18 protein-coding genes are annotated in these 22,443 nt (G+C 73.6%); 11 read left to right on the top strand and 7 right to left on the bottom strand.

The genetic code is table 11. The features are described 5' to 3' along the window. Positions 1–45 precede the first annotated feature (45 nt). Both NUM_RS09365 and NUM_RS09360 read left to right on the top strand, forming a co-directional pair. Positions 46–1,377, top strand: coding sequence for a class I SAM-dependent RNA methyltransferase (locus NUM_RS09365; RefSeq protein ID WP_207124411.1), 1,332 nt, complete (start codon positions 46–48; stop codon positions 1,375–1,377). Continuing rightward, positions 1,374–1,907, top strand: a complete 534-nt coding sequence (locus tag NUM_RS09360; RefSeq protein ID WP_207124410.1) for an SMI1/KNR4 family protein — start codon at positions 1,374–1,376, stop codon at positions 1,905–1,907. The genes NUM_RS09365 and NUM_RS09360 overlap by 4 nt, the downstream gene beginning before the upstream one ends. A gap of 154 nt (positions 1,908–2,061) precedes the next feature. Here the strand turns inward: NUM_RS09360 and NUM_RS09355 are convergent, their stop codons facing one another. Both NUM_RS09355 and NUM_RS09350 read right to left on the bottom strand, forming a co-directional pair. After that, positions 2,062–2,715: a VC0807 family protein gene (locus tag NUM_RS09355; RefSeq protein WP_207124409.1), complete on the bottom strand. Its 654-nt coding sequence runs from the start codon at positions 2,713–2,715 to the stop codon at positions 2,062–2,064. A gap of 212 nt (positions 2,716–2,927) precedes the next feature. Beyond that, positions 2,928–3,569, bottom strand: a complete 642-nt coding sequence (locus NUM_RS09350) for an HAD-IA family hydrolase (RefSeq protein WP_225918452.1) — start codon at positions 3,567–3,569, stop codon at positions 2,928–2,930. 210 nt (positions 3,570–3,779) lie between these two features. Here NUM_RS09350 and NUM_RS09345 point away from each other — a divergent pair, with 210 nt between their 5' ends. The 4 genes from NUM_RS09345 (at position 3,780) to NUM_RS09330 (ending at position 8,394) form a co-directional block, all read left to right on the top strand. Further along, positions 3,780–4,991 carry an ROK family transcriptional regulator gene (locus tag NUM_RS09345; protein ID WP_207124408.1) on the top strand — a complete coding sequence of 404 codons (1,212 nt, stop codon included), beginning with the start codon at positions 3,780–3,782 and terminating at the stop codon, positions 4,989–4,991. A 140-nt stretch (positions 4,992–5,131) separates the two neighbouring features. After that, positions 5,132–6,247, top strand: coding sequence for a substrate-binding domain-containing protein (locus NUM_RS09340; protein ID WP_225918451.1), 1,116 nt, complete (start codon positions 5,132–5,134; stop codon positions 6,245–6,247). Positions 6,248–6,322: 75 nt separating this feature from the next. Then, entirely contained in the window at positions 6,323–7,138 is an 816-nt protein-coding gene (locus NUM_RS09335) for an ATP-binding cassette domain-containing protein (RefSeq protein WP_207124407.1), read from the top strand. After that, complete coding sequence (locus tag NUM_RS09330) at positions 7,135–8,394, top strand: sugar ABC transporter permease (protein ID WP_207124406.1); 1,260 nt, start codon at positions 7,135–7,137, stop codon at positions 8,392–8,394. The genes NUM_RS09335 and NUM_RS09330 overlap by 4 nt, the downstream gene beginning before the upstream one ends. Positions 8,395–8,479: 85 nt before the next feature. Here NUM_RS09330 and NUM_RS09325 read toward each other — a convergent pair whose 3' ends face one another. From NUM_RS09325 to NUM_RS09305, 5 genes are all read right to left on the bottom strand, one after another. Next, positions 8,480–9,421, bottom strand: a complete 942-nt coding sequence (locus NUM_RS09325) for an ABC transporter ATP-binding protein (RefSeq protein WP_207124405.1) — start codon at positions 9,419–9,421, stop codon at positions 8,480–8,482. A 110-nt stretch (positions 9,422–9,531) separates the two neighbouring features. Further along, complete coding sequence (locus NUM_RS09320) at positions 9,532–10,518, bottom strand: ABC transporter ATP-binding protein (RefSeq protein ID WP_207124404.1); 987 nt, start codon at positions 10,516–10,518, stop codon at positions 9,532–9,534. 73 nt (positions 10,519–10,591) lie between these two features. Beyond that, positions 10,592–11,488, bottom strand: coding sequence for an ABC transporter permease (locus tag NUM_RS09315; RefSeq protein ID WP_207124403.1), 897 nt, complete (start codon positions 11,486–11,488; stop codon positions 10,592–10,594). Further along, positions 11,485–12,456: an ABC transporter permease gene (locus NUM_RS09310; protein ID WP_207124402.1), complete on the bottom strand. Its 972-nt coding sequence runs from the start codon at positions 12,454–12,456 to the stop codon at positions 11,485–11,487. The genes NUM_RS09315 and NUM_RS09310 overlap by 4 nt, the downstream gene beginning before the upstream one ends. Positions 12,457–12,519: 63 nt before the next feature. Next, positions 12,520–14,067: an ABC transporter substrate-binding protein gene (locus NUM_RS09305; RefSeq protein WP_207124401.1), complete on the bottom strand. Its 1,548-nt coding sequence runs from the start codon at positions 14,065–14,067 to the stop codon at positions 12,520–12,522. Positions 14,068–14,181: 114 nt separating this feature from the next. On the opposite strand from NUM_RS09305, the gene NUM_RS09300 reads away from it, so the two are divergent. The 5 genes from NUM_RS09300 (at position 14,182) to NUM_RS09280 (ending at position 22,430) form a co-directional block, all read left to right on the top strand. Then, positions 14,182–15,432 (top strand): serine hydrolase domain-containing protein, encoded by a 1,251-nt coding sequence (locus NUM_RS09300; protein WP_207124400.1) that lies wholly within the window; start codon positions 14,182–14,184, stop codon positions 15,430–15,432. Beyond that, entirely contained in the window at positions 15,429–16,661 is a 1,233-nt protein-coding gene (locus NUM_RS09295) for an anhydro-N-acetylmuramic acid kinase (protein WP_207124399.1), read from the top strand. Before NUM_RS09300 ends, NUM_RS09295 begins: the two co-directional genes overlap by 4 nt. Before the next feature lie 197 nt (positions 16,662–16,858). Continuing rightward, on the top strand, positions 16,859–18,808 hold the full coding sequence (gene dxs / locus NUM_RS09290; RefSeq protein ID WP_207124398.1) for a 1-deoxy-D-xylulose-5-phosphate synthase: 1,950 nt from the start codon (positions 16,859–16,861) through the stop codon (positions 18,806–18,808). A gap of 340 nt (positions 18,809–19,148) precedes the next feature. Then, a complete protein-coding gene (locus NUM_RS09285; protein WP_207124397.1) occupies positions 19,149–20,054 on the top strand; it encodes a nucleoside hydrolase in 906 nt (301 codons plus the stop codon). A 105-nt stretch (positions 20,055–20,159) separates the two neighbouring features. After that, positions 20,160–22,430: a hypothetical protein gene (locus NUM_RS09280; protein ID WP_207124396.1), complete on the top strand. Its 2,271-nt coding sequence runs from the start codon at positions 20,160–20,162 to the stop codon at positions 22,428–22,430. The last annotated feature ends 13 nt before the right edge of the window (positions 22,431–22,443 follow it).

Genomic DNA, 22,443 nt, shown 5'->3' with positions numbered 1-22,443 from the left:
CGCGACGACCGGGCTGGTCCGGGTCGCGACGATCGGGGTGGTCCGGTGACCGCGCCCTCGGCCGACCCCGCGGTCGGCGACACGTTGCGGTTGACCGTCGGCAAGGTCGCGGCGGGCGGCCACTGCGTCGCCCGGTACGAGGGGCAGGTGGTGTTCGTCCGGCACGCGCTGCCCGGCGAGGTCGTCGACGCCACCGTCACCGAGGTCAAGCGCGGCTTCCTGCGCGCCGACGCGGTCGTGGTGCACACCGCGTCCGCCGACCGGGTGCCGCCGCCCTGCCGGTACGCGGGGCCGGGGCGGTGCGGTGGCTGCGACTGGCAGCACGCGACGCCGGCGGCGCAGCGCCGGCTCAAGGCCGACGTCCTCGCCGAGCTGCTGGTACGGCTGGGCAAGCTCACGCCGGAGCAGGTCGACGCGCTGCAGGTCACCGTCGCGGAGCTGCCGGGCGGCCCGCTCGACTGGCGTACCCGGGTCCGCTACGCGGTGGACCGGGCCGGCCGCGCCGGGCTGCGCGCGCACCGCTCGCACCGGATCGTCGAGATCGACGCGTGCCCGATCGCCACCCCCGCGGTACGGGAGCTGCCCGTCACCGATCGCGGCTGGCGGCCGGGCAGCGAGCTGAGCGTGGTGTCGTCCACCGCCGGCGATCCCGCGGTGCTGGAACACCGCGAGGTGCCCGCCGGGCGCGGCCGGGACCGGCGCCGCACGCGGACCGTGACCCGGCTGGTGTACGGCGAGGAGACGGTGGTCGAGCGGGCCATCGGCACCGAGTTCGAGCTGCCGGCCGAGGCGTTCTGGCAGGTGCACCCGGCCGCGGCGGACACCTTCGCGGCGACCGCGCTGGAGCTGCTCGCGCCGCGCGCCGGCGAGCGCGCCTACGACCTGTACGGCGGGGCCGGCCTGTTCGCGGTCGCGCTGGCCCGCGCGGTCGGCGACGGCGGAACGGTGACGCTGGTCGAGTCGCACCCCGGCGCGGCCGACGCCGCCCGGCACAACGTGCGCGAGCTGCCCCGGGTCGAGGTCGTCGCCGGCCGGGTCGAACGGGTACTGCCCGCGCTCGGCCCCGCCGACCTCGTGCTGCTGGACCCGCCGCGCGCCGGCGCCGGCCGTACCGTGGTGGAGCAGATCGTGGCCGCGACGCCGCGCGCGGTCTGCTACGTGGCGTGCGATCCGGCCGCGCTGGCGCGCGACACCGCCACCTTCACCGAGCTCGGCTGGCGACTGAGCCGGCTGCGTGGCTTCGACGCGTTCCCGATGACCCAGCACGTCGAGTGCGTCGCGCTGTTCGAGCCGGCCGGGGCGTCGCCGGCCGGGCGAACCGACCCGGCGCTGCCGAGCACGGGGCGTCCCGAGGACGTACCGGGGGAGGAGCGATGACCGATCCGGTGACGCTGTTGCCGGCGCCGCTGGCACCGGGGCTGACCGAGGCGGAGCTGTCGGCGGTCGAGGCACGGTTCGGCTTCCGGTTCGCCGCCGACCACCGTGCCCTGCTCGCCGCGGCACTCCCGGTCGGGCGCGGCTTCCCGGACTGGCGCAACGGTTCCGCCGACGAGCTCGCCGCCGCGCTGGCCGGGCCGGTGGACGGCGTGCTGTTCGACGTCGAGCACAACGGCTTCTGGTACCCGGTCTGGGGCGACCGGCCGTCCGGGGTCGCGGACGCGCTGGCGACCGCGCGCCGCGAGCTCGCCACCGTGCCGCCGATGGTGCCGGTCTACGGGCACCGGTACCTGCCGGGGGTCGGCGGGCCGGCCGGGCACCCGGTGCTGTCGGTGCACCAGACCGACATCATCGTCTACGGCGCCGACCTGCCCCGCTACCTGCGGGCCGAGTTCGGCGACGCGCACCGGGCCGAGATGGTGGCCGGCGCGCGCCCGACCGTACCGTTCTGGTCCGACCTGGTCGGCTGACCGGCGCGGCGTCGGTCGGCCGGCATGGCGTGGGCTGACCGGCGCGGCGTCGGGTCGACCGGCATGGCGTCGGCTGACCGGCACCGCGTCCGCTGACCGGCACCGCGTCGGCTGTACGGCGTGGCGTCGGCGCTCGGGGCAGGCGGTCGCGCGGTCAGACGGTGGCGCGGAACGGCAGGTGCAGTCGGATGCCCTCGCGGCCGAGCGAGCGGCGGAACCACACCAACGAGACGACGATCGCCACGCCGATCAGCGAGTACGACGCGGCGGTGCCGATCAGCAGGTAGCTGCCGAGGCTGGTGCGGGCGAGCATCCACAGCGTCAGCCCGCCGCTGAGCAGGAACACCGACGACCACAGCACCGAGACCTGGTGAAAGAACCGGCGTACCCGCGGGTTGTCGGTCAGCTCGGCCGGGAACACGCAGAAGTCGGCGGCGAGCTTGGCGATCAGCGACTTGCCGAACGGCAGCAGGGCGAGGAAGGCCAGGCCGATCACGAAGTCCTGCAGCGAGGGGGACAGGAAGTAGAGGAACACGCTGTTGGTGACGTATCCGACGGCGGTGCGCACCACCAGCAGCGCGGTCATGAACGCGAGCACGGTCGGGATCGGCCGGCGGGTGACCAGCCGCCAGCTCAGCGCCGCGAGCGACCAGCCGAGCGCGGCGAACAGCGCGCCGTGCAGCCCCGCCAAGGCCATGACCAGGTAGAACAGCCCGAGCGGGATGAGCGTCGCTTCGAGCAGATGCTTGACCCCGTGGCGCAGGTGCACGCCCAGCGCGGGCAGTTGGATGGTCAGGGCATCGGACATGGGTCGGCCTGCCCTCTCGGTCGTGCCGGGCCCGCCGTCGGCGCGGCGCGGCGATCAGGGGGTGTTCCGCGTGGCCCGGCTGCCGCCCGCTCACGCGGTGTTGCCGCAGCGTAGCCGATGTCGTCGAGCCCGACCAGACCCGGCGCCCCGGCATCGCGGCCGCCACCACACCCGATCCGGGCGGCCCGCCCGCGCGCGCCGGAACACCCGGGTCAGGCGGCGCGCAGGACGAATCGGCTGGTACCGGTCGCGGACAGGTGGGCGAGGTCCGGCAGCACCAGGTCGGCCTTCAGCTCCTCCGGTCGGTGCGTACCGGCCACCGCGACGGTCGCCATGCCGGCGGCGCGGCCGGCGGTCAGGCCGGCCGGTGCGTCCTCGACGACCACGCAGCGTCCCGGCGCGACGCCGAGCCCGGCGGCACCCGCCAGGTACGGCTCCGGGTCGGGCTTGCCGTGCCGCACGTCGTCGGCGCTGACCAGTACCCGCGGGGTGGGCAGCCCGGCCGCGGCGAGCCGGGCCGCGGCGAGCCGCCGTACCCCGGAGGTGACGACCGCCCAGCGGGCCGGGTCGAGCCGGGCCAGCAGCTCGGCGGCGCCGGGCAGCGCGGTGACCCCGGTCAGGTCGGCGAGTTCCAGCTGCTGGATGCGGGCGTCGGCGGTGTCGAGCTGGTCGGCCGGCACCAGGTCGGCGACGATCGAACGCGAGGTGCGGCCGTGTGTCGCGATGGCGGCGAACCGCTCCGCGGTGATGCCGCGTTCGGTGGCCCAGGCGGTCCAGGACCGGATCACCGCCGGCGTCGAGTCCACCAGGGTGCCGTCGAGATCGAACAGCAGTGCGTCGGCGATCAGCTCCACCCGGGCAACGTTACCGGGCAGTTACCTTCATCGGCTCGGGCGGTGCGGTGAGCTGCCGCACGGGTACGCCGAAGGCCTCGGTTCGGATTCGGCTCTTGACGGATGTACGTGTCACAGGCGCACCATAGCTTCAGTTCTTGTACTCGTAGCCGAAACCCACGCCGTTCCCCCCGCGTCCGCCGGGGTACCGGCTGGACGCAGGGAGCATGCATGCCTGGCCGTGGCGCCGACGTCCACCCACCGGGGTCGCAGTCCTCGCTGCACCGGGCGAACGTGACCCGGGTGCTGCGGGCGGTGCGCGACGCCGGTGCGCTCAGCCAGGCGGAGATCTCCCGCCGGACCGGGCTGTCGGCCGCGACGGTGTCGAACATCGTGCACGAGCTGGCGGACGGCGGCGCCGTCGAGGTACGGACCGGTTCGGCCGGCGGTCGCCGGGTGCGCCGGGTGGCGCTGAGCCGGTCGACCGGTCTGGTGGTCGGCGTCGACTTCGGCCACTCCCACCTGCGGGTCGCGGTCGGCGACCTGTCCCACCGGGTACTCGCGTCCGACGCGGTCCCTGCCGACGTGGACACCTCCGCCGAGCAGGCGCTGGACCGTGCCGAGGAGCTGATCGACACCCTGCTGCGGCGGGCCGGCGCCGGCCGCGACCGGGTGCTCGGGGTCGGCCTGGGCGTGCCGGGGCCGATCGACGTGGACACCGGGGAGATCGGCTCCAGCGCGCTGTTGCCCGGCTGGATCGGGGTGCGGCCCAAGGAGGCTCTGCAACGGCGGGTCGACCTGCCGGTACACGCGGACAACGACGCCAACCTGGGCGCGCTGGGCGAGCTGGTGTTCGGGGCCGGCCGGGACCAGGGCGACCTGGTGTACCTGAAGGTCTCCACCGGCATCGGCGCCGGGCTGGTGCTCGGCGGCCGGATCTACCACGGTGCCGGCGGGACGGCCGGCGAGATCGGGCACATCACCCTGGACGAGTCGGGGCCGGTGTGCCGGTGCGGCAACCGTGGCTGCCTGGAGACCCAGGCCAACGCGAAGTACCTGCTGTCGCTGCTGCGCGACAGCCACGGCGACGATGTGACGGTGGCCCGGGCGATCCGGCTCGCGCACGAGGGCGATCCGGGCTGCCGGCGGGTACTCGCCGACATGGGGCGTCACCTTGGCGTGGGCGTTGCGGCATTGTGCAACCTGCTGAACCCCCGGTGCGCCATCATCGGTGGTGACCTGGCGGCGGCCGGTGACCTGTTGATCGGGCCGCTGCAGGAGTCGGTGGCGCGGTATGCGATCCCGAGCGCGGCCCGGCAGCTGCGGGTGCTGCCGGGCACGCTCGGAGCCCGCGCGGAGGTGTTGGGTGCGTTGGCGTTGGCGATGGCCGAGACCGATCAGGCGGTCGGCGTGGCGGCCGGTGGTTGGCCACGTTCGGGCTGATGGCCAGGGCAATGTTCGGGTAGATAACGAATGGGCGCGGTTTTGCGCCGATCCATCTTCACTTATTGACGACGCCAGCACATAGCGGTTGACTGTCGTGAACTTGGCCGCGTGAGAGCGGCCTGTGTCAGGGAGGTTTCGTGCACGTGAGGACTTACTTGCGTCGCGGGCTCGCCGTCGCCGCCGTCGCCGTGATCGCCATCGGCGTCGCGGGGTGCGGCAAGGCCAAGCAGGCCGGCGGCGGCAGCGGCGGCGAGAAACTCAGCGTCGACAAGGGCTTCAAGATCGGCATCTTGCTGCCGGAGTCCAAGACCGCCCGGTACGAGAAGTTCGACCACCCGTTCCTGGCGGCGGACATCAAGAAGCTGTGCCCGAAATGCACCATCGAGTACCGCAACGCCAACCAGGACGCCGACACCCAGCGCCAGCAGGTGGACGCGGTGCTGGCGGCCGGCGCGAAGGTGCTGATCCTGGACTCGGTCGACTACAAGTCGATCAAGAGCTCGGTGCAGAAGGCCAACGACCAGGGCGTCAAGGTCATCGCGTACGACCGGCTCGCGCAGGGGCCGATCTCCGGCTACTCGTCGTTCAACAACGTCGACATCGGCAAGCAGCAGGGTGAGGCGTTCCTGAAGGCCATCTCGGCCAAGGGCAGCCCGAAGCGCGGCAAGGTGATCCTGGTCAACGGCTCGCCGGACGACCCGAACGCGCCCGACTTCAAGAAGGGCATGCACAGCGTTCTGGACGGCAAGGTCAACGTGGGTGCCGAGTACGACACCCAGGACTGGAGCCCGGACCAGGCCCGGCAGGAGGTCGCCGGCGCGATCAGCAAGGTCGGCAAGAAGAACATCATCGGTGTGTACGCCGCGAACGACGGCATGGCCGGTGGCGCGATCGCCGCGCTGAAGGCCGCGAACGTCACCCCGCTGCCGCCGGTGACCGGCCAGGACGCCGAGCTCGCCGGGATCCAGCGGATCCTGACCGGTGAGCAGTACGCCACGATCTACAAGTCGATCAAGCCGCAGGCCCAGGCCGCCGCCGAGATGGCGGTCGACGTCGCCACCGGCAAGAAGTGGACCGGCAGCAGCGACAAGGTCAACAACGGCACCGTGTCGGTACCGGCGAAGATCGTCCCGGCGACCACGGTGACCGTGGACAACATCGAGTCGACGGTGGTCAAGGACGGCTACTGGAAGCCGTCGGAGATCTGCACCGCCAAGTACAAGGCCGACTGCGCGAAGGCCGGCATCAAGTAGCTCGGTGCGTCCCGGCCCGGGAACCGACACGGTTCCCGGGCCGGTTCATCAGGCTCCGGCGACGTACGGCAAGGGATGGTTGAGGTGACAAGCGCACCGGCGCAGACGGACACACCAGTGCTCGCGCTGCGCGGCATCAGCAAGAGGTTCGGCGCGGTGCAGGCGCTGGCCGACGTGGACCTGGAGGTCCACGCGGGCGAGGTGGTGGCGCTGGTCGGTGACAACGGCGCCGGCAAGTCCACCCTGGTGAAGACGATCGCCGGGGTCGAGACGATCGACTCGGGCGTGATCGAGTGGCAGGGCCGGCCGGTGTCGATCGGCAAGCCGCACGACGCGACCAACCTGGGCATCGCGACCGTGTACCAGGATCTGGCCCTCGCGGACAACCTGGACGTGGTGGGCAACCTGTTCCTCGGCCGGGAGATCCGCCGGTTCGGGTTGCTCGACGAGGTGGAGATGGAGCGCCGCTCCCGGGAACTGCTGGACACGCTGTCCATCAAGATCCCGAGCGTGCGCATCCCGGTGGCGTCGCTGTCCGGTGGCCAGCGGCAGACGGTGGCGATCTCCCGGTCGCTGCTCGGCGACCCCAAGGTCGTCATCCTGGACGAGCCGACCGCGGCGCTCGGTGTCGAGCAGACCGCGCAGGTACTCGACCTGGTCGAGCGGCTGCGCGACGAGCGCGGCCTGGGCGTGATCCTGATCAGCCACAACATGGCCGACGTCGGCGCGGTCGCGGACAAGGTGGCGGTGCTGCGGCTGGGCCGCAACAACGGCACCTTCGGCATGCGGGACACCACCCAGGAACAGATCATCTCCGCGATCACCGGGGCCAGCGACAACGCTGTCACCCGGCGCGCGGCGCGGCAGACCGGGCCGGAGGGGGAGAAGTGAGCGATACGGATCAGACTGCGGCGCCGGCGGCGGCGGCGCAGGTCGACCCGCGGCTGATCCTCGCCGAAGGCGGCGTGCGCGGGTACCTCAGGGAGTTCTGGCGCCGGGTCCGCGGCGGTGAGCTCGGCTCGATCCCGGTGGTCGTCGGGCTGATCGTGATCTGGGCGATCTTCCAGTCGCTCAACTCCGGCTTCCTGTCGCCGAGCTACCTGACCGAGCTGTCGATCAACATCGTGGCCACCGGCATGCTCGCGCTCGGCATCGTGTTCGTGCTGCTGCTGGGCGAGATCGACCTGTCCATCGGGTCGGTGTCCAGCGCCTGCGCCGCGATCGTCGCGGTCGCGAACCAGACCTGGGGCCTGAGCGAGGGGCTGTCGATCCTGCTGGCGGTCGCCGCCGGCCTGGCGATGGGGCTGATCCACGGCTTCTTCTTCGCCAAGATCGGGGTACCGGCGTTCATCGTCACGCTGGCCGGCCTGCTCGGCTGGCTCGGCGTCTCGCTGTGGGTGCTGGGCAAGACCGGGTCGTACAACCTGACGAACAGCAACGGGTTGATCGACCTGCTCACGAACACCTACTTCGAGGAACTGTTCTGGGGCTACCTGGTGGCGATCGTGGTCGCGGTGGTCTACTTCGTGATCTCGCTGCGGGGCAGCCTCGCCCGCAGGCGCGCCGGGATCCCGGCGCGCAGCGTCACCGAGGTGATCATCCGCAGCGCGGTGCTCGCGGTGGTGCTGCTGGCCGTCGCCGTCGTGTTCAACCAGGCCCGCGGGTTGCCGCTGGCGCCGCTGATCTTCCTGGCGTTCATCCTGATCGCCGGGTTCGTGCTGAACCACACCTCGTACGGCCGGAAGGTGTTCGCGGTCGGCGGCAGCATCGAGGCCGCCCGCCGTGCCGGCATCAACGTCGCCGCGGTACGGATCAGCGTGTTCGCGATCTCCGGCACGATGGCCGCGATCGGCGGCGTGTTCTACGCGTCGGTCAACCGCGGCGTCACCCAGTCCGGTACCGGCCAGCAGATCCTGATGTACGCGATCGCCGCGGCCGTCATCGGCGGTACCAGCCTGTTCGGTGGTCGTGGTTCGGCGTTCTCGGCGCTGCTCGGGGTGCTGGTGATCCAGTCCATCGCGGCCGGGATGAACCTGCTCGGCATCACCAACTACGCGCAGTACATGGTGACCGGGATCGTGCTGCTCGCCGCCGTGGTCATCGACTCGGTGTCGCGCCGCAGCCAGAAGGCCTCCGGTCGAGCCTGAGCACCGCGGTACGAACGGGCCGCCGTCCCTGCCGGGGACGGCGGCCCGGTGCGTTCCCACGGCGCTGCGGCCGAGAAGGTGGCTGTCAGACCAGGTGGCAGGCGACGAGGCGGTCGCCGTCCGGCTGCGCGAGCAGCGGCGGTTCGGTGGTCCGGCAGCGGTCCTCGGCGATCGGGCAGCGCGGGTGGAACCGGCAGCCGGGCGGCGGCGCGGCCGGGTCCGGCACCTCGCCGGTGAGGGTACGGCCGGAGCGGCCCGACTCGACGGTCGGATCGGCCACCGGTACCGCGTCATGCAGCGACCGGGTGTAGGGGTGCAGCGGGTCGTCGGACACCTGCCGCCAGCCGCCCGCCTCCACCACCTTGCCCAGGTACATCACCGCGATCCGGTCGCACAGGTGCCGCACCATGCCCAGGTCGTGCGAGATGAACAGGTAGGTCAGGCCGAGCGAGGCGCGCAGCGACACGAGCAGGTTCATCACCTCCGCCCGGACCGACACGTCGAGCGCGGACACCGGCTCGTCCAGCACCAGTACCCTCGGTTCGACCGCGAGGGCACGGGCGATGCCGACCCGCTGCCGCTGCCCGCCGGACAGCTGGTGCGGGTACCTCTCGCCGACCGACGCCGGCAGCCCCACCATCTCCAGCAGCTCGCCGACCCGGCGGGTCGCCGCGGCGCCGCGGGCCAGGTCGTGCACCGCCAGTACCTCGGCGAGGGTGGCGGCGATCCGGCGGCGCGGGTTCAGCGACGCGTACGGGTCCTGGAACACCAGCTGGATGGTCCGGCGCAGCCGCCGCAGTTCGGCACCGCGGGCGGTGGCCACGTCGATGCCGTCCACCAGGATCGTGCCGGCGGTCGGCCGCTCCAGCGCGACCAGCAGCTTGGCGGTGGTCGACTTGCCGCAGCCCGACTCGCCGACCAGCCCCAGCGTCTCGCCCTCGGCCACCACGAAGCTGACCCCGTCGACCGCCCGCACCACGCCGTCGGAGGTCCGGTAGTGCCGGGCCGCCTCCGTCACCTCGATCATTCCGCCTCCTCCGCGGGAGGGATCGCGTCGTCGGTCATGCCGCCTCCTCCGCGGGAGGGATCGCGTCGTCGGTCATTCCGCCTCCTCTGCGGGAGGGATCGCGTCGTCGGTCATCCCGCCTCCTCCGCGGTGGTCCAGCGCTCTCGGGGTACGAAGCAGGCGGTGTCGGCGTCGCCGCGGTGGACCGGGTCGGGTTCGGTCGCCGCGCACCCGGGCTCGCGCTGCGCGCAGCGAGGTTCGAACGGGCAGCCCGGCGGCAGCGCGGTCAGATCCGGTGGCGCGCCACCGATCTGCGGCAGCGGCCCGCGTACCGTGTCGGTCGGCGACGGGATCGACGCGAGCAGCGCAGCCGAGTACGGGTGCTGCGGCGCGGCGAACAGGCTCCTGGTGGGCGCCGCCTCGGCGATGCGCCCGGCGTACATCACCGCGACCCGGTTCGCGATCCGTGCCACCACACCGAGATCGTGCGTGATCCACAGTACGGCGAGGTCGTGCGCCACCCGCAGCTCGTCGACCAGCGCGAGGATCTGCTGCTGGATGGTCACGTCCAGCGCGGTGGTCGGCTCGTCGGCGATGAGCACCTTGGGGCGCAGGGCGAGCGCGCTCGCGATCACGACCCGCTGCCGCTGCCCGCCGGAGAGCCGGTGCGGGTAGCTGCGCGCGATCCGCTCCGGACGGGGCAGCCCGACCTCCTCGATCGCCGCCAGGGTGCGCTTCTTCGCCTCGGCGCCGTCGACACCGTGCGCCCGCAGACCCTCGGCGATCTGCGCGCCGACCGTCATCAGCGGGTTCAGCGCGGTCATCGGATCCTGGTAGATCATCGCGACCGTGCCGCCGCGCCGGGTCCGCCGCTCGGCCGCCCGCAGCGACAGCAGATCCTCGCCGTCGACGAGGATCCGGCCACCGGACACCCGGGCGCCGTCGGGCAGCAGCCCGAGTACCGACAGCGCGGTGAAGCTCTTGCCGCTGCCGGACTCGCCGACCAGCCCGACGATCTCGCCGGCGTCGATGGACAGCGAGATGCCCCGTACCACCGGCAGCTCGCCGCCGTCGGTCGCCACGACCGCGTGCAGGTCGACGATCTCCAACACGCTCATCGGCCTTCCTCCTTCGTCGGAAGCCCGATGAGGCACCACGCGCAGTGCCCCTGGTTCGCTCGCTGACGCTCGCTCATCGGCGTACCGTCCTCGGGTCCAGGGCGTTGCGCAGGCCGTCGCCGATCAGGTTGAGCCCGACCACCGCGACCACCACGGCCAGCGCCGGGAACAGCAGCGTCCACCAGGCGTCCGGGAAGAAGTTCCGGCTGTCGGCGACCATCAGGCCCAGCGACGGGTTGGGCGGCTGGGTGCCGAGGCCGAGGAAGGACAGGCCGGCCTCGGTCAGGATCGCCCAGGACAGCGCGAGCGCCACCTGTACCGCGATGGGTGCGGAGACGTTCGGCAGCACGTGCCGGAACAGCAGCCGGGAGCGGGAGAAGCCGAGCACCCGGCCGGCCCGGACGTACTCGGACTCGCGGACGGTCAGCACCGGCCCGCGGGCCACCCGGACGAAGATCGGCGTGTACACCACGGCGATCGCCACCGCGGTGTTGAACCAGCCGTGCCCGAGCGCCGCGACCAGCGCCAGCGCCAGCAGGGTCGCCGGGAACGCGAACAGGACGTCGGTCAGCCGGCCGACCACGGCGTCCAGGATGCCGCCGGCGAAGCCGGAGAGCACCCCGAGCAGCCCGCCGATCACGGTGGCGAGCGCCACCGAGACGAGCGCGACCCGCAGCGAGGCGAAGATGCCGGCGGCGACCCGGGCGGCGATGTCCCGGCCGAACTGGTCGGTACCGAGCCAGTGCGCCCCGGACGGCCCGGCGAGCTGGCCGGACTGGTGCTGTGCGAGCGGATCCTGTCCCAGGTGCACCAGCGAGGCGAGCGCGATCAGGGCCAGCGCGCCGATCAGTACCACGCCGATCAGGCCGTTGCGGTCGGCGAGGATGCGGCGCGGCAGTGACGGCTGGCCGGCGGTACGCGGCGCGGCCGGGACGACCGCCGCGGCCGCCGGTGGCATCTCCTGCGTCATGCCCGCCTCCCCTCCGACCGGGTCCTCGGGTCGAGCAGCCGGTACACGAGGTCCACGGCGAAGTTGACGACCACGAACGCGGCGGCCACCAGCAGCGTGACGCCCTGCACGATCGCGTAGTCCTGGTGCAGGATGCCGTCCAGCAGCAGCCGGCCCAGCCCGGGCAGGGCGAAGACCTGCTCGACGATCAGCGTGCCGCCCAGCAGGTAGCCGAACTGGATGCCGACCATCGTCACGATCGGGATGCCGGCGTTGTGCAGGATGTGCCGGAACCGCACCCGTGCCTCGGTCAGCCCCTTGCCCCGGGCGGTACGCACGAAGTCCGAGCCGGCCGCCTCCAGGTAGGCCGACCGGGTGGTGCGCATCACCGTGGCCGCCAACCCGACCGCGAGTACCAGTGCGGGGTAGAGCATCTGGCGCAGGTTGCCGGAGAACGAGTCGCCGAGCGAGACGTAGGTGCCGGCGCTCGGCGAGTACGCGAACGCCGAGGCGAGCCACGCCACGGTCACCGTCGCCACCACGAACTCCGGCAGCGCCAGCCCGAGCAGCCCGACGCCCTGGACGGAGAAGTCCCGGGCGCCGCCGGGGCGGCTCGCGGCGAGCATCCCGAACAGCACGCCGATCGGCACCGCGATCACCATCGCCAGTACCGCGAGTTCCACGGTGACCGGCAGCGCGTCGCCGATCAGGTGCGTGACCGGTACCCCGGTGTCTATCGAGACGCCGAGGTCACCGCGCAGCAGCCCGCCGAACCAGCGGAAGAACTGGGTGACCGGGGAGGCGTCCAGCCCGTAGAAGTGCCGCAGCGCGGCGCGCTGCTCGGCGGTGAGCGTCGCCGCCTGGGTACCGAGCTTCGCGGTGATGGTGTCGCCGGGCAGCGCCCGCAGCACGACGAACACCACCACCGCGACGCCGAGCAGGGTGCCGGCCATGCCGGCCACCCGCCCGGCCAGGTAACGCAGGCTCATCGACGTTCCTCCTTCGCCGCAACGTCGATGCGGCCCGAACGCCGATGCCGACGGTCACTCATGTCACTTCAGGCCGGCGACGCGCAGGTTCTCCAGCGAGTCCGACGGCGTCGCGGTGAACCCGGTCAGGTTGTTCGCCTGCAGGTAGTAGGTCTGGTTGCGGAACAGCCACACCCACGGCGAGTCGGTGTTGAGCTGCGTGGACAGCTCGCCGAACACCTGCTTGCGGGTCGCCTCGTCGGTGGTCTCGTTTCCCTTGCGCAGCAACGAGTCCAGCTTCTTGTCGGCCAGCCCGGCCGGCACCTTCAGGCTGCCGTCGGTGGTGAAGTACCGGTTGTACTGCAGGTACGGGTCGGTGCTGCCGCCGTTGAGCGCCACCGCGGCGTCGAAGTTCGCCTTCGACCAGTTCGGCACGTACACGTTGGTCTGCTGCCGGTCCAGGTCCAGCGTGATGTTGACCTTCTTCAACTGCGCCTGCAGCACCTGCGCCAGGTTCGTCGAGGTCGAGTACTGCCCGGTCATCACGATCGTCTTGAGGTGGAACCCCTTGGCGTACCCGGCCTTGGCCAGCATCTTCTTGGCCGCGGCGGTGTCGCCGTCGGTGCAGCCGAGCCCTTCCAGCGGGTCGTAGGAGTAGGCCGGGCTGACGATCGGGCCGGTCTGCTTGGCCTGTCCGAAGTAGACGGTGTCGATCGCGTCCTTGCGGTTGACCGCACACCCGATCGCCTGCCGTACCGCCTGGTTCTTGAGCGGGCCGCGGCGGCCGTTGAGCTGCAGGACGTGGTAGTCCAGCGTCGGGTTGGCGACGAGCTTCATCCGGTTGCTCGTGGTCAGCTGCTTGGTCAGCGCCGGATCGCTGACGATGCCCAGACTGAAGCTGCCGGCCTTCATCCCGGACACGATCGACGCCTCGTCCGGGATCACCCGGAACTGCACGCCGGCGTTCTTGGGCGCGCCGCCCCAGTAGTCCTTGTTGGCGGCGAGGTCCAGCTGCTGGCCCTGCTTCCAGGTCTTCCAGGTGTACGGGCCGGTGCCGTCCGGCTTCTTGTCCACCGTGCCGGCCTTGATGTCGGCGGCGGACAGGATCGAGGTACCGGTGTAGGACAGCGCGGTCAGCAGCGAGGCGTCCGGCTGCTTGAGCGTCAGCTTGAGGGTGTGCGCGTCCGGCGCGTCCACCGCCGTGACGTTCGCCAGGTACGACGCGTCGACCGAGGCGGTCTTCGGGTCGCGGATGCGGTCCAGGGTGGCCTTGGCGTCGGCCGAGGTGAACGCCTGCCCGTGGTGGAACTTCACCCCGGTGCGCAGCGCGAAGGTGACGGACTTGCCGTCCGGTGCGACCGTCCACTTGGTGGCGAGCCCGGGCACCAGCTTCCCGCTGGCGTCGGTGTCGACCAGCTGGTCGTACACCAGCGCGAGGGTCTGGGTGGTCGAGAACGCGGTGGCGCGGGCCGGGTCGAGCACGTCGACGTCCGCGGTACGGGCGACGACCAGCTCGGCCTTGCTGCCGGACTTGGTGTCGGAGCTCGGGCTCGGGCTGCACGCGACCGCGCCGGCACCCAGTGCCAGGATCGCGGTGGCAACGCCCCATCGGCGGGCGGGAATCCTTGTCACGGGTGGTCCTCCGTACTCGGAGTCGGGATCGACAGAGAGTAACCTCATCGCGAAGTGCCTAGTCAAGGGGTACCGGGTGTGTGCTTGTCGTCGAAGGTTATTTACAGTCCGGGGATGGCCGAGAACCTCGACGACATCGTCGCCGACCTGACCGCAGCCGGCGTACCAGGGGTGTTGCTGCGCGTCGCCGATCACCGCGGCACCGTCGCCGAACTGGTCGCCGGGCACCGCCAGACATACCGGATGGCGCCCGGTTCGGGCTGGCTTCCCGCCGAGGAACCGTCACCGACCGTGTCTGCGGCGGCGTCACCCGGCGACCGTCCCGCGCCCGTCCGTCGCGAACCGGCCGACCGGCGGGTGCCCGCGGACGACGCGGAACCGCCCCGACGCCCGCTGGTACGGCTCGACGATCCGGCACCGCTGACGCCGGACTCGGTGTTCGACCTCGCCTCGGTCAGCAAGCTCGCCGGTACCACCGCCGCGCTGATGTCGCTGGCCGAGTCCGGCGCCGTCGACGTGGACGGGCCGGCCCGCGACTGGCTGCCGGCGCTGCCGGCCGAGATCCGGGTACGCGACCTGCTGCGGCACCGCGCCGGCCTCGCCGAGTGGTGGCCGGTGTACGCGGCGTCACCGGAGATCGTGGCGTCGAGCACCGGACCCACCGACCCGGCCGCGACCATCGCGGCCCTGCCCGCCCGGTACCCGCGGGACGCCGAGCGGCACTACTCCGACCTCGGGTTCATGCTGCTCGGCCTGATCGTGGCCCGGGCCGCCGGCCGGCCGCTGGACGACGCGGTGCGCCGGCTGGTGTTCGAACCGGCCGGGATGACCGGCGCGCACTACCGTCCGGGCGGCGACGGCCCGGCCGTGCCGCTGGTCGCGACCGGCCACGGCGACTGGTACGAGCGGCGGATGCTCGCCACCGACCAGCCGTACCCGACGGGCATCGCGCCCTCGGCGTTCGACCGCTGGCGGGAGTACACCATCGTCGGCGAGGTGCACGACGGGAACGCCTGGCACGGCTTCGGCGGGGTGGCCGGGCACGCCGGGCTGTTCGGCGGCGCCGACGACCTCGTCGCGTTCGGCCGGGCGCTGCTCGCCGCCGACGGCCCGTGGCGCCCCGAGACCGTACAGCGCTTCGCCGCCGCCGGGCCGGACGCCGGCCAGGGGCTCGGGTTCTGGCGCTGGCCGGAGCACGACGCGATCGGGCACAGCGGCTTCACCGGCATCCGGTTCGGTGTGCTGCCGGACGCGCGGCGCGTCGTGCTGCTGATGACCAACCGGGTGCACGCGACCGGCACCCGGCTGCTCGACCTCAACCCGTACTGGGACCGCATCCTCACCGCCGCCCGGGAGCAGGTATGACCAACGACACGACCACCGCCGACCCGGCCACCGGGGGAGCGCGACCGGCCACCACCCGGGTGGTCGGCCTGATGTCGGGCACCTCGTACGACGCGATCGACCTGGCCGCCGCCGAGTTCGAGCGGGCCGGGGACACGCTGCTGCTGCGACCGCTCGGCGCGCTCGGTGTCGGGTACGACGAGGACCTGCGGGCGGCGATCGGGGCGATCCTGCCGCCGGCGCCGACCACCGTCGAGGCGGTCTGCCGGCTGACCACTCGGCTCGGTCACGCGTACGCCGCCGCGGCCCGGCGCGCCGTCACCGAGCTGTGCGGGGGCCGGGCCGACCTGGTCTGCTCGCACGGCCAGACCGTGTACCACTGGGTCGAGCAGGGCCGCGCGCTCGGCACCCTGCAGCTCGGCGAGCCGGCCTGGCTCGCCGCGGCGACCGGCCTGCCGGTGGTCTCGGACGTCCGGTCCGCCGACCTCGCCGCGGGCGGCCAGGGTGCCCCGCTGGTACCGATGTTCGACGCGCTGCTGCTCACCCCGGACGCCGGCGGGCCGCGGCGGGCCGCGCTCAACCTCGGCGGCATCGCCAACATCACCGTCCTCCCCGACGCCGGGCGGTCGGCGGCGTCCGGTGCGGGCGTACTCGGCTACGACACGGGGCCGGCGAACGCGCTGATCGACGTGGCGTGCGAGCGGTTCTTCGGCGAGCCGTACGACGCGGCCGGCCACCACGCCGCCGCCGGTACGGTGCTGCCGGAGCTGCTCGCCGCGCTGCTGGCCGAGCCGTACTACGCGGCGCCGGCGCCGAAGTCGACCGGCAAGGAGCTGTTCCACCCCGGCTACCTGGACGGCTTCCTGACCGGGGACGAACGCGGCGAGGACGTCGTCGCCACGCTGACCGAGCTGACCGCCCGTACCGTGGCCGACCAGCTGCGGGCGCACCGCATCGCCGAGGTCGTCGCGGCCGGCGGCGGGCTGCGCAACCCGGTGCTGACCGACCGGATCGCCGCGCTGGCCGGCTGCCGGCTGGTCTCGATCGACGCGTACGGGATCGACCCCGACGCGAAGGAGGCGTACGCGTTCGCCCTGCTCGGCTGGCTGACCTGGCACGGCCTGCCCGGCGCGCTGCCCAGCGTGACCGGCGCCGACCGGCCGGCGGTCCTCGGCTCGATCACCCCCGGTACCGCTGCGCTGCGGCTCCCGCCGCCGGCCGAGATGCCGGCCCGGTTGCGCCTGGTCTGACCGGTCCGTCCGGCCCGTCGCGCGATCGGGCACCGGCACGGCGGTCGGAACGGTGTGTCCGCGCTCGACCGCGTTGGGTGCCGGTCCGGCGTTTGTGTGGGAGTTGTGAAGGACTGGGGGAATGACTGCGCGAATGTCGGGGGGTCCTCGTCTCGCTCGCCGGTGTGACCCGGCGCGCAGGTCTAGACTTCGTGCCCATGACATCGCCTGACGGCCTGCTCGGCTCCGTGCAATCCCCCGCCGACCTGCGCCGCGTGCCGGCCGACCGGCTGCCCGAGCTGGCGAGCCAGATCCGCGACTTCCTCGTCACCAAGGTGGCGAAGACCGGCGGTCACCTCGGCCCGAACCTCGGTGTGGTGGAACTGACCCTGGCGCTGCACCGGGTGTTCGACTCGCCCGACGACCGGATCCTGTTCGACACCGGGCACCAGGCGTACGTGCACAAGATGCTCACCGGCCGCCAGTCGGGCTTCGACTCGTTGCGGCAGCGCGACGGGCTGTCCGGCTACCCGTGCCGGGCGGAGAGCGAGCACGACACCATCGAGAACTCGCACGCCTCCACCGCCCTGTCCTACGCCGACGGCCTGGCCAAGGCGTACGCGTTGAAGGGGGAGCGGCGGCACGTGGTCGCCGTGGTCGGCGACGGCGCGCTGACCGGCGGCATGTGCTGGGAGGCGCTGAACAACATCGCCGCCTCGGACCGCCCGCTGGTGATCGTCGTCAACGACAACGGCAGGTCCTACTCGCCGACCATCGGCGGGCTCGCGAGCCACCTCGCCTCGCTGCGCCTGAGCCCCGGGTACGAGCGGGTGCTGGAGCGGGTGAAGGAGTCGCTGAGCCGCACCCCGCTGGTCGGTCCGCCCGCGTACGAGGTGCTGCACGCGGTGAAGAAGGGCCTCAAGGACGTGCTCGCGCCGCAGGCGATGTTCGAGGACCTGGGCCTCAAGTACGTCGGGCCGGTGGACGGGCACGACATCCTCGCGCTGGAGAGCGCGCTGGTGAAGGCGAAGCGGTTCGGCGGGCCGGTCATCGTGCACGCGATGACCCAGAAGGGCCGCGGGTACCAGCCGGCCGAGACCGACGCCGCCGACCGGCTGCACGGCCCCGGCGCGTTCGACCCGGAGACCGGCAAGCCGCTGGCGAAGCCGAGCGCGAAGTGGACCAGCGCGTTCGCCGAGGAACTGGTCAAGGTCGCCGGCGAGCGGGACGACATCGTCGGCATCACCGCCGCGATGGCCGGACCGACCGGCATCGAGAAGCTGCGCGAGGTGTACCCGGACCGGGTGTTCGACGTCGGCATCGCCGAGCAGCACGCGGTGACCTCCGCCGCCGGCCTCGCGTTGGGCGGCATGCACCCGGTGGTCGCGCTGTACGCGACGTTCCTCAACCGGGCGTTCGACCAGGTGCTGCTCGACGTCGCGCTGCACGAGCTGCCGGTCACGTTCGTGCTGGACCGGTCCGGCATCACCGGCCCGGACGGCCCCAGCCACTACGGCATCTGGGACACCTCGATCCTCGGCGTGGTGCCCGGCCTGCGGCTCGCCGCGCCGCGGGACGGCGCCCGGGTGGCGGAGGAGTTCCGGGAGGCGGTCGCCGTCGACGACGGCCCGACCGTGGTGCGGTTCCCGACCGGTTCGCTGCCGGCCGAGCTGCCCGCCGTCGAACGCCTCGGCGATGGCATCGGCGCGGTCGACGTACTGCGCCGCGACGCCCGCGCCGACGTGCTGCTGGTCGCGGTCGGCTCGTTCGCCCACCTGGCGATGGAGGTCGCCGAGCGGCTCGCCGGCCAGGGCTACGGGGTCACCGTCGTCGACCCGCGCTGGGTCCGCCCGGTGCCGTCGCACGTCGTCGAGCTGGCCGCCGAGCACCGGCTGGTCGTCACGGTCGAGGACGGGGTACGCGCCGGCGGCTTCGGCACCGCGGTCGTGCAGGCCCTGTCCGACGCCGAGGTGGCGGTGCCGGTGCGCGACATCGCCGTCCCGGTCGGGTTCCACCAGCACGGCACCCGCAACGAGATCCTCGCCGCGCTCGGCCTGACCGCGCAGGACGTCGCGCGCCAGGTCACCGGCTGGATCGCGGGCGTCGACTCGGACCACGCCGGTACCGTCGGCACGCCCACCGGCCACCTGCGCCGCCCGGCTCGCTGACGCCTGCTCCGGGTCACCCACGGCCGCATCGCTCGGTGTCGACCGCCCGGCGCGCTGTCGCCTCGCCCGGCGTGAGGCGGTCGCGATCGCCTCGTGTCGGCCGCCCCGCCCCGCTCCGCCGCCCACCGGGCCGGTCCGCGCTGGTCCACCCGCCGGTTGCGCTGGTCCGCCCGGGTGGGTGGTCTTTGGGCGCTCGCGTCGGCCTGCCAGGTGGCGGGCCGAGCCGCGCGGCGGGAGCCGGTCCGTCCGATCGGCCGGTGACCGGCTCTCGCCCGGGGCACGGCGGTAGGCTCGTCCGCCCAGCACACCCGCCGCGACCTTCGTCGATCGGGGACACGACATGACCCACCGCGTCATCCTGGACACCGACCTCGGCTCCGACGTCGACGACGCGCTGGCGCTCGGCGTGCTGCTCGGCTCGCCCGAGGTCGAGCTGGTCGGCGTGACCACCGTGTACGGCGACACCGCGCTGCGGGCCCGCCTCGCGGCCCGGCTGGCCCGGCTCGCCGGCCGGGAGATCACCGCCGTGGCCGGGCGGCGCCGACCGCTGTCCGGCCGGGAGGTGTGGTGGGCCGGGCACGAGGGCGGTTCGTTCGACGACCTCGCGGACGAGCCGATCACCGGCGACGACGGCGTCGGATACCTGGTCGACACCGTGCTCGCCGCGCCCGGCGCGATCGACCTGGTCGCGATCGGGCCGCTGACCAACGTCGCGGCCGCGATCCGCGCGGACGAACGGTTCGCCGGTGCCCTGCGGCACCTGTACGTGATGGGCGGCCGGTTCGACCCGGCCCCATCGGCCGACCGGTCGGTCCCGGGCGGCGCCGGCGGGCCCGGGGCAGAGCACAACTTCCGCTCCGACGCGACCGCTGCCAGCCTCGTCTACGCGGCCGGCATCCGGTCCACGACGACCGGGCTGGACGTGACGACCACGGTACGGTTGGGCCCCGCCGCAGTCGACCGGATCGCCGGCGCCGGGGCGCTCGGCGCCGCGCTGCGGAGCGAGATCGAGCAGTGGTGGCGGTTCCGCGGCGAGCGGGGCAACGTCCCGCACGATCCGCTCACCGTGCTGACGATGCTCGTGCCCGACCTGTTCGGGTACGCGTCCGGCGCGGTGTCGGTCGACGGTGAGAGCGGGGTCAGCACCTTCGCCGCGGGTCCCGGCCCCGCCCGGGTCGCCACCGCGGTCGACGCGGCCGGCGCGGTGGCGGCCGTGGTCGACCGGATCGTCGCCGCCGGCGGGTGAGGCCGACCGGCACCCGGACGCGCCGCGAGCCGTCGCGTGACACCCGCGAGCCGGTTGCCGCGCTGTGGCACGCTCTGCCCCGTACCGAGCGAGGAGGCTGGCGCGATGCCCGACGGACCGGACCGCCGCAACGACGCCGCGGCGGCCACCCCGGCCGACGCCGACGCCGAGACCGCCGTGACCGGAGCCGGGTCCGACACCGGTGCCGGTACGGCCGACGGTGCGGCCGGGACCGCGGGGAACGGTGCCGGCCGCACCGTCGGCTCGGGGCGGGCTGGTGACGGGGCGGCCGGAGCCGGCGTCGGTACCGGTGGGGCCGGCGGCGGGATCGCCGGAGCCGCCGGGGACGGGTACGGCGGAGTCGCGGCGGAGTCAGCCGGCGTCGCGGCAGGCGGTACCGGTGACCGGTCGGCTCGGTGGGCGGGCGGCAGTGCCGCGGTCGGTGCCGGTACGGCGGTCGTGCTGGTCGCCGGCTGGCTGCTGCCGGCCGGGCTCGCCGGAACGAGTACCGCGCAGCACTGGCTGCGGGCGCTCGGGGTGCTGCTCGCCGTCGCCGCGCTGGTCTGGCCGGTCGCCGCCTGGCGGCGGCGCCGGTCGTGGCGGCCCGAGCCGGGCGGCCAGTACCTCGCGCCCGTCACCGTCGCGGTGCTGGCCGTGGCGACCGGCGTCTGCGCGGTGCTCGGCCTGCGTACCGAGGCGGGCAAGGGCTTCCCCGGCCGGGCGACCACGATCGCGGCGGTCGCGGCCGTCGCCGTCCTGGTCGGGGTGGCGCTGGTGCTGCTCGCGGCCCGCCGTGCCGCCAGCAGCCGGAGCGACGGCGAACGCCGGCATGCCGGCGCCGGCCCGAGTGGCGCCGCCGACCGGAGCGACGACGCCGGCCCCCGGCAGGCAGCCGGCGGGAGCGACGCCGGCCCCCGGCAGGGCGCTGATCGGAGCGACGGTGCTGGCCGGAGCGACGGTGCTGGCCGGAGCGATGGTGCTGGCGGGAGCGATGGTGCTGGCCGGAGCGACGGTGCTGGTCTGGGGGAGAGCGCTGGCCGCGGCGACGGCGCAGGCCCCACCGGCGAGGCTGGTTCGGGCGACGGCGCTGGACCGGCGGGCGATGCCGGACCTGGTGGCGGTGGCGGCAGGCGTCGGTGGCGGGTGCTGGTCGGCGTCGGGGCGGCGGTCACCCTGGTCGTGGCGGGCACCGCCGCGGTCGCCGGCGCGCTGGCGCCGGGCGTCGGGGCGACGTCGGTCGTGGCCGACCCGGCACCGACCCCGGCGGTACCGGCGACGGTGTCGCGGGTGGCCTGGTCGCGGGCGATGCCCACCCGGGTGCACGAGGTCGTGGCCGCCGGAGCCGGCGTCGCGGTACGGCTCGACGACGGGGTCGCCGGCGTCGACGGGCGTACCGGCCGGATCCGCTGGCTGCACCGCCGCCGCGGTGCGGTCGCCACCTCCGTGACGGCGAGCCCGGACGGGGCGACCGTGCTGCTGCAGTGGAAGGCCGGCGAGTACGGGCGGACCCAGCTGGTGTTCCTGGACGCCGACACCGGTCGGGTGCGGTTCACCGAGGACGGCGACACCCCGCTGTTCTCCTACAGCGTGCCGATGACCGACGACGTCTGGCTGTCGGCCGACGACCTGCTGGAGCCGCGGGCGCAGATCCGGGCCTGGTCGGTACGCGACGCCCGGCCGGTGTGGCGCTACCGCACGCCGGAGCACTGCGTGGTCCGCGACTTCCTGTCCCGCGACACGGCCGCGCACGTGGTGATCCTCGCCGTCGGCTGCCGCCCGCACGGCGTCGAGGACTCGATCCGGTTCGTCGCGTACGGCACCGGCCCGAGGCCGCTGTGGCAGCGCCGGGTGGCGATCCCGCCGGGCTCGGCCGCGCCGACGGTGATCGGGCGGATCGCGCCGGACGGCTCGACCTACGGCGCCCAGATCAGCGCCGGCGACGGCAGCACGCACCAGGTCGGGTTCGATCCGCGCACCGGCCGATCCGTGCCGTACCACCAGAATCCGCTGCCGGGCGGCGCCTGGTACGAGCTGGTGCACGGTGCGGTGGTGGTGCACGACGCGCAGGGCGGCACGCGGCGGGCCGACTCGCCCGGATCGTGCTACGTCGGCTCCCGCGGGGTGGTGGCGGCCGGCGCCGTCGGCTGCACCACGGTCGACGACTCGTTCGACGCGCGCGGCACGCAGACCGTGCACGTACGGGAGTTCTCCGGCCGGGGCCGCAGCGTGCCGATCGACCTGGGCGGGCCGTTCCAACGCTACGGCGGGTCGATCGACCAGGTCTGGTTCCTGATCGCCGCGCCGGGCGCGTGGGTCGCCGGCACGGGCGCCGCGGCCACCGGCGCCGGCACCTACCGCATCGTGGGGCTGCGCTGACCTGTCGCCGTCG

It is taken from the genome of Actinocatenispora comari (assembly GCF_017312725.1).
In the GTDB taxonomy this organism is placed as follows: Bacteria; Actinomycetota; Actinomycetes; order Mycobacteriales; family Micromonosporaceae; genus Actinocatenispora; species Actinocatenispora comari.
Note: the sequence above shows the minus strand (reverse complement) of the source record. Positions and strands in the feature narration are given on the sequence as shown.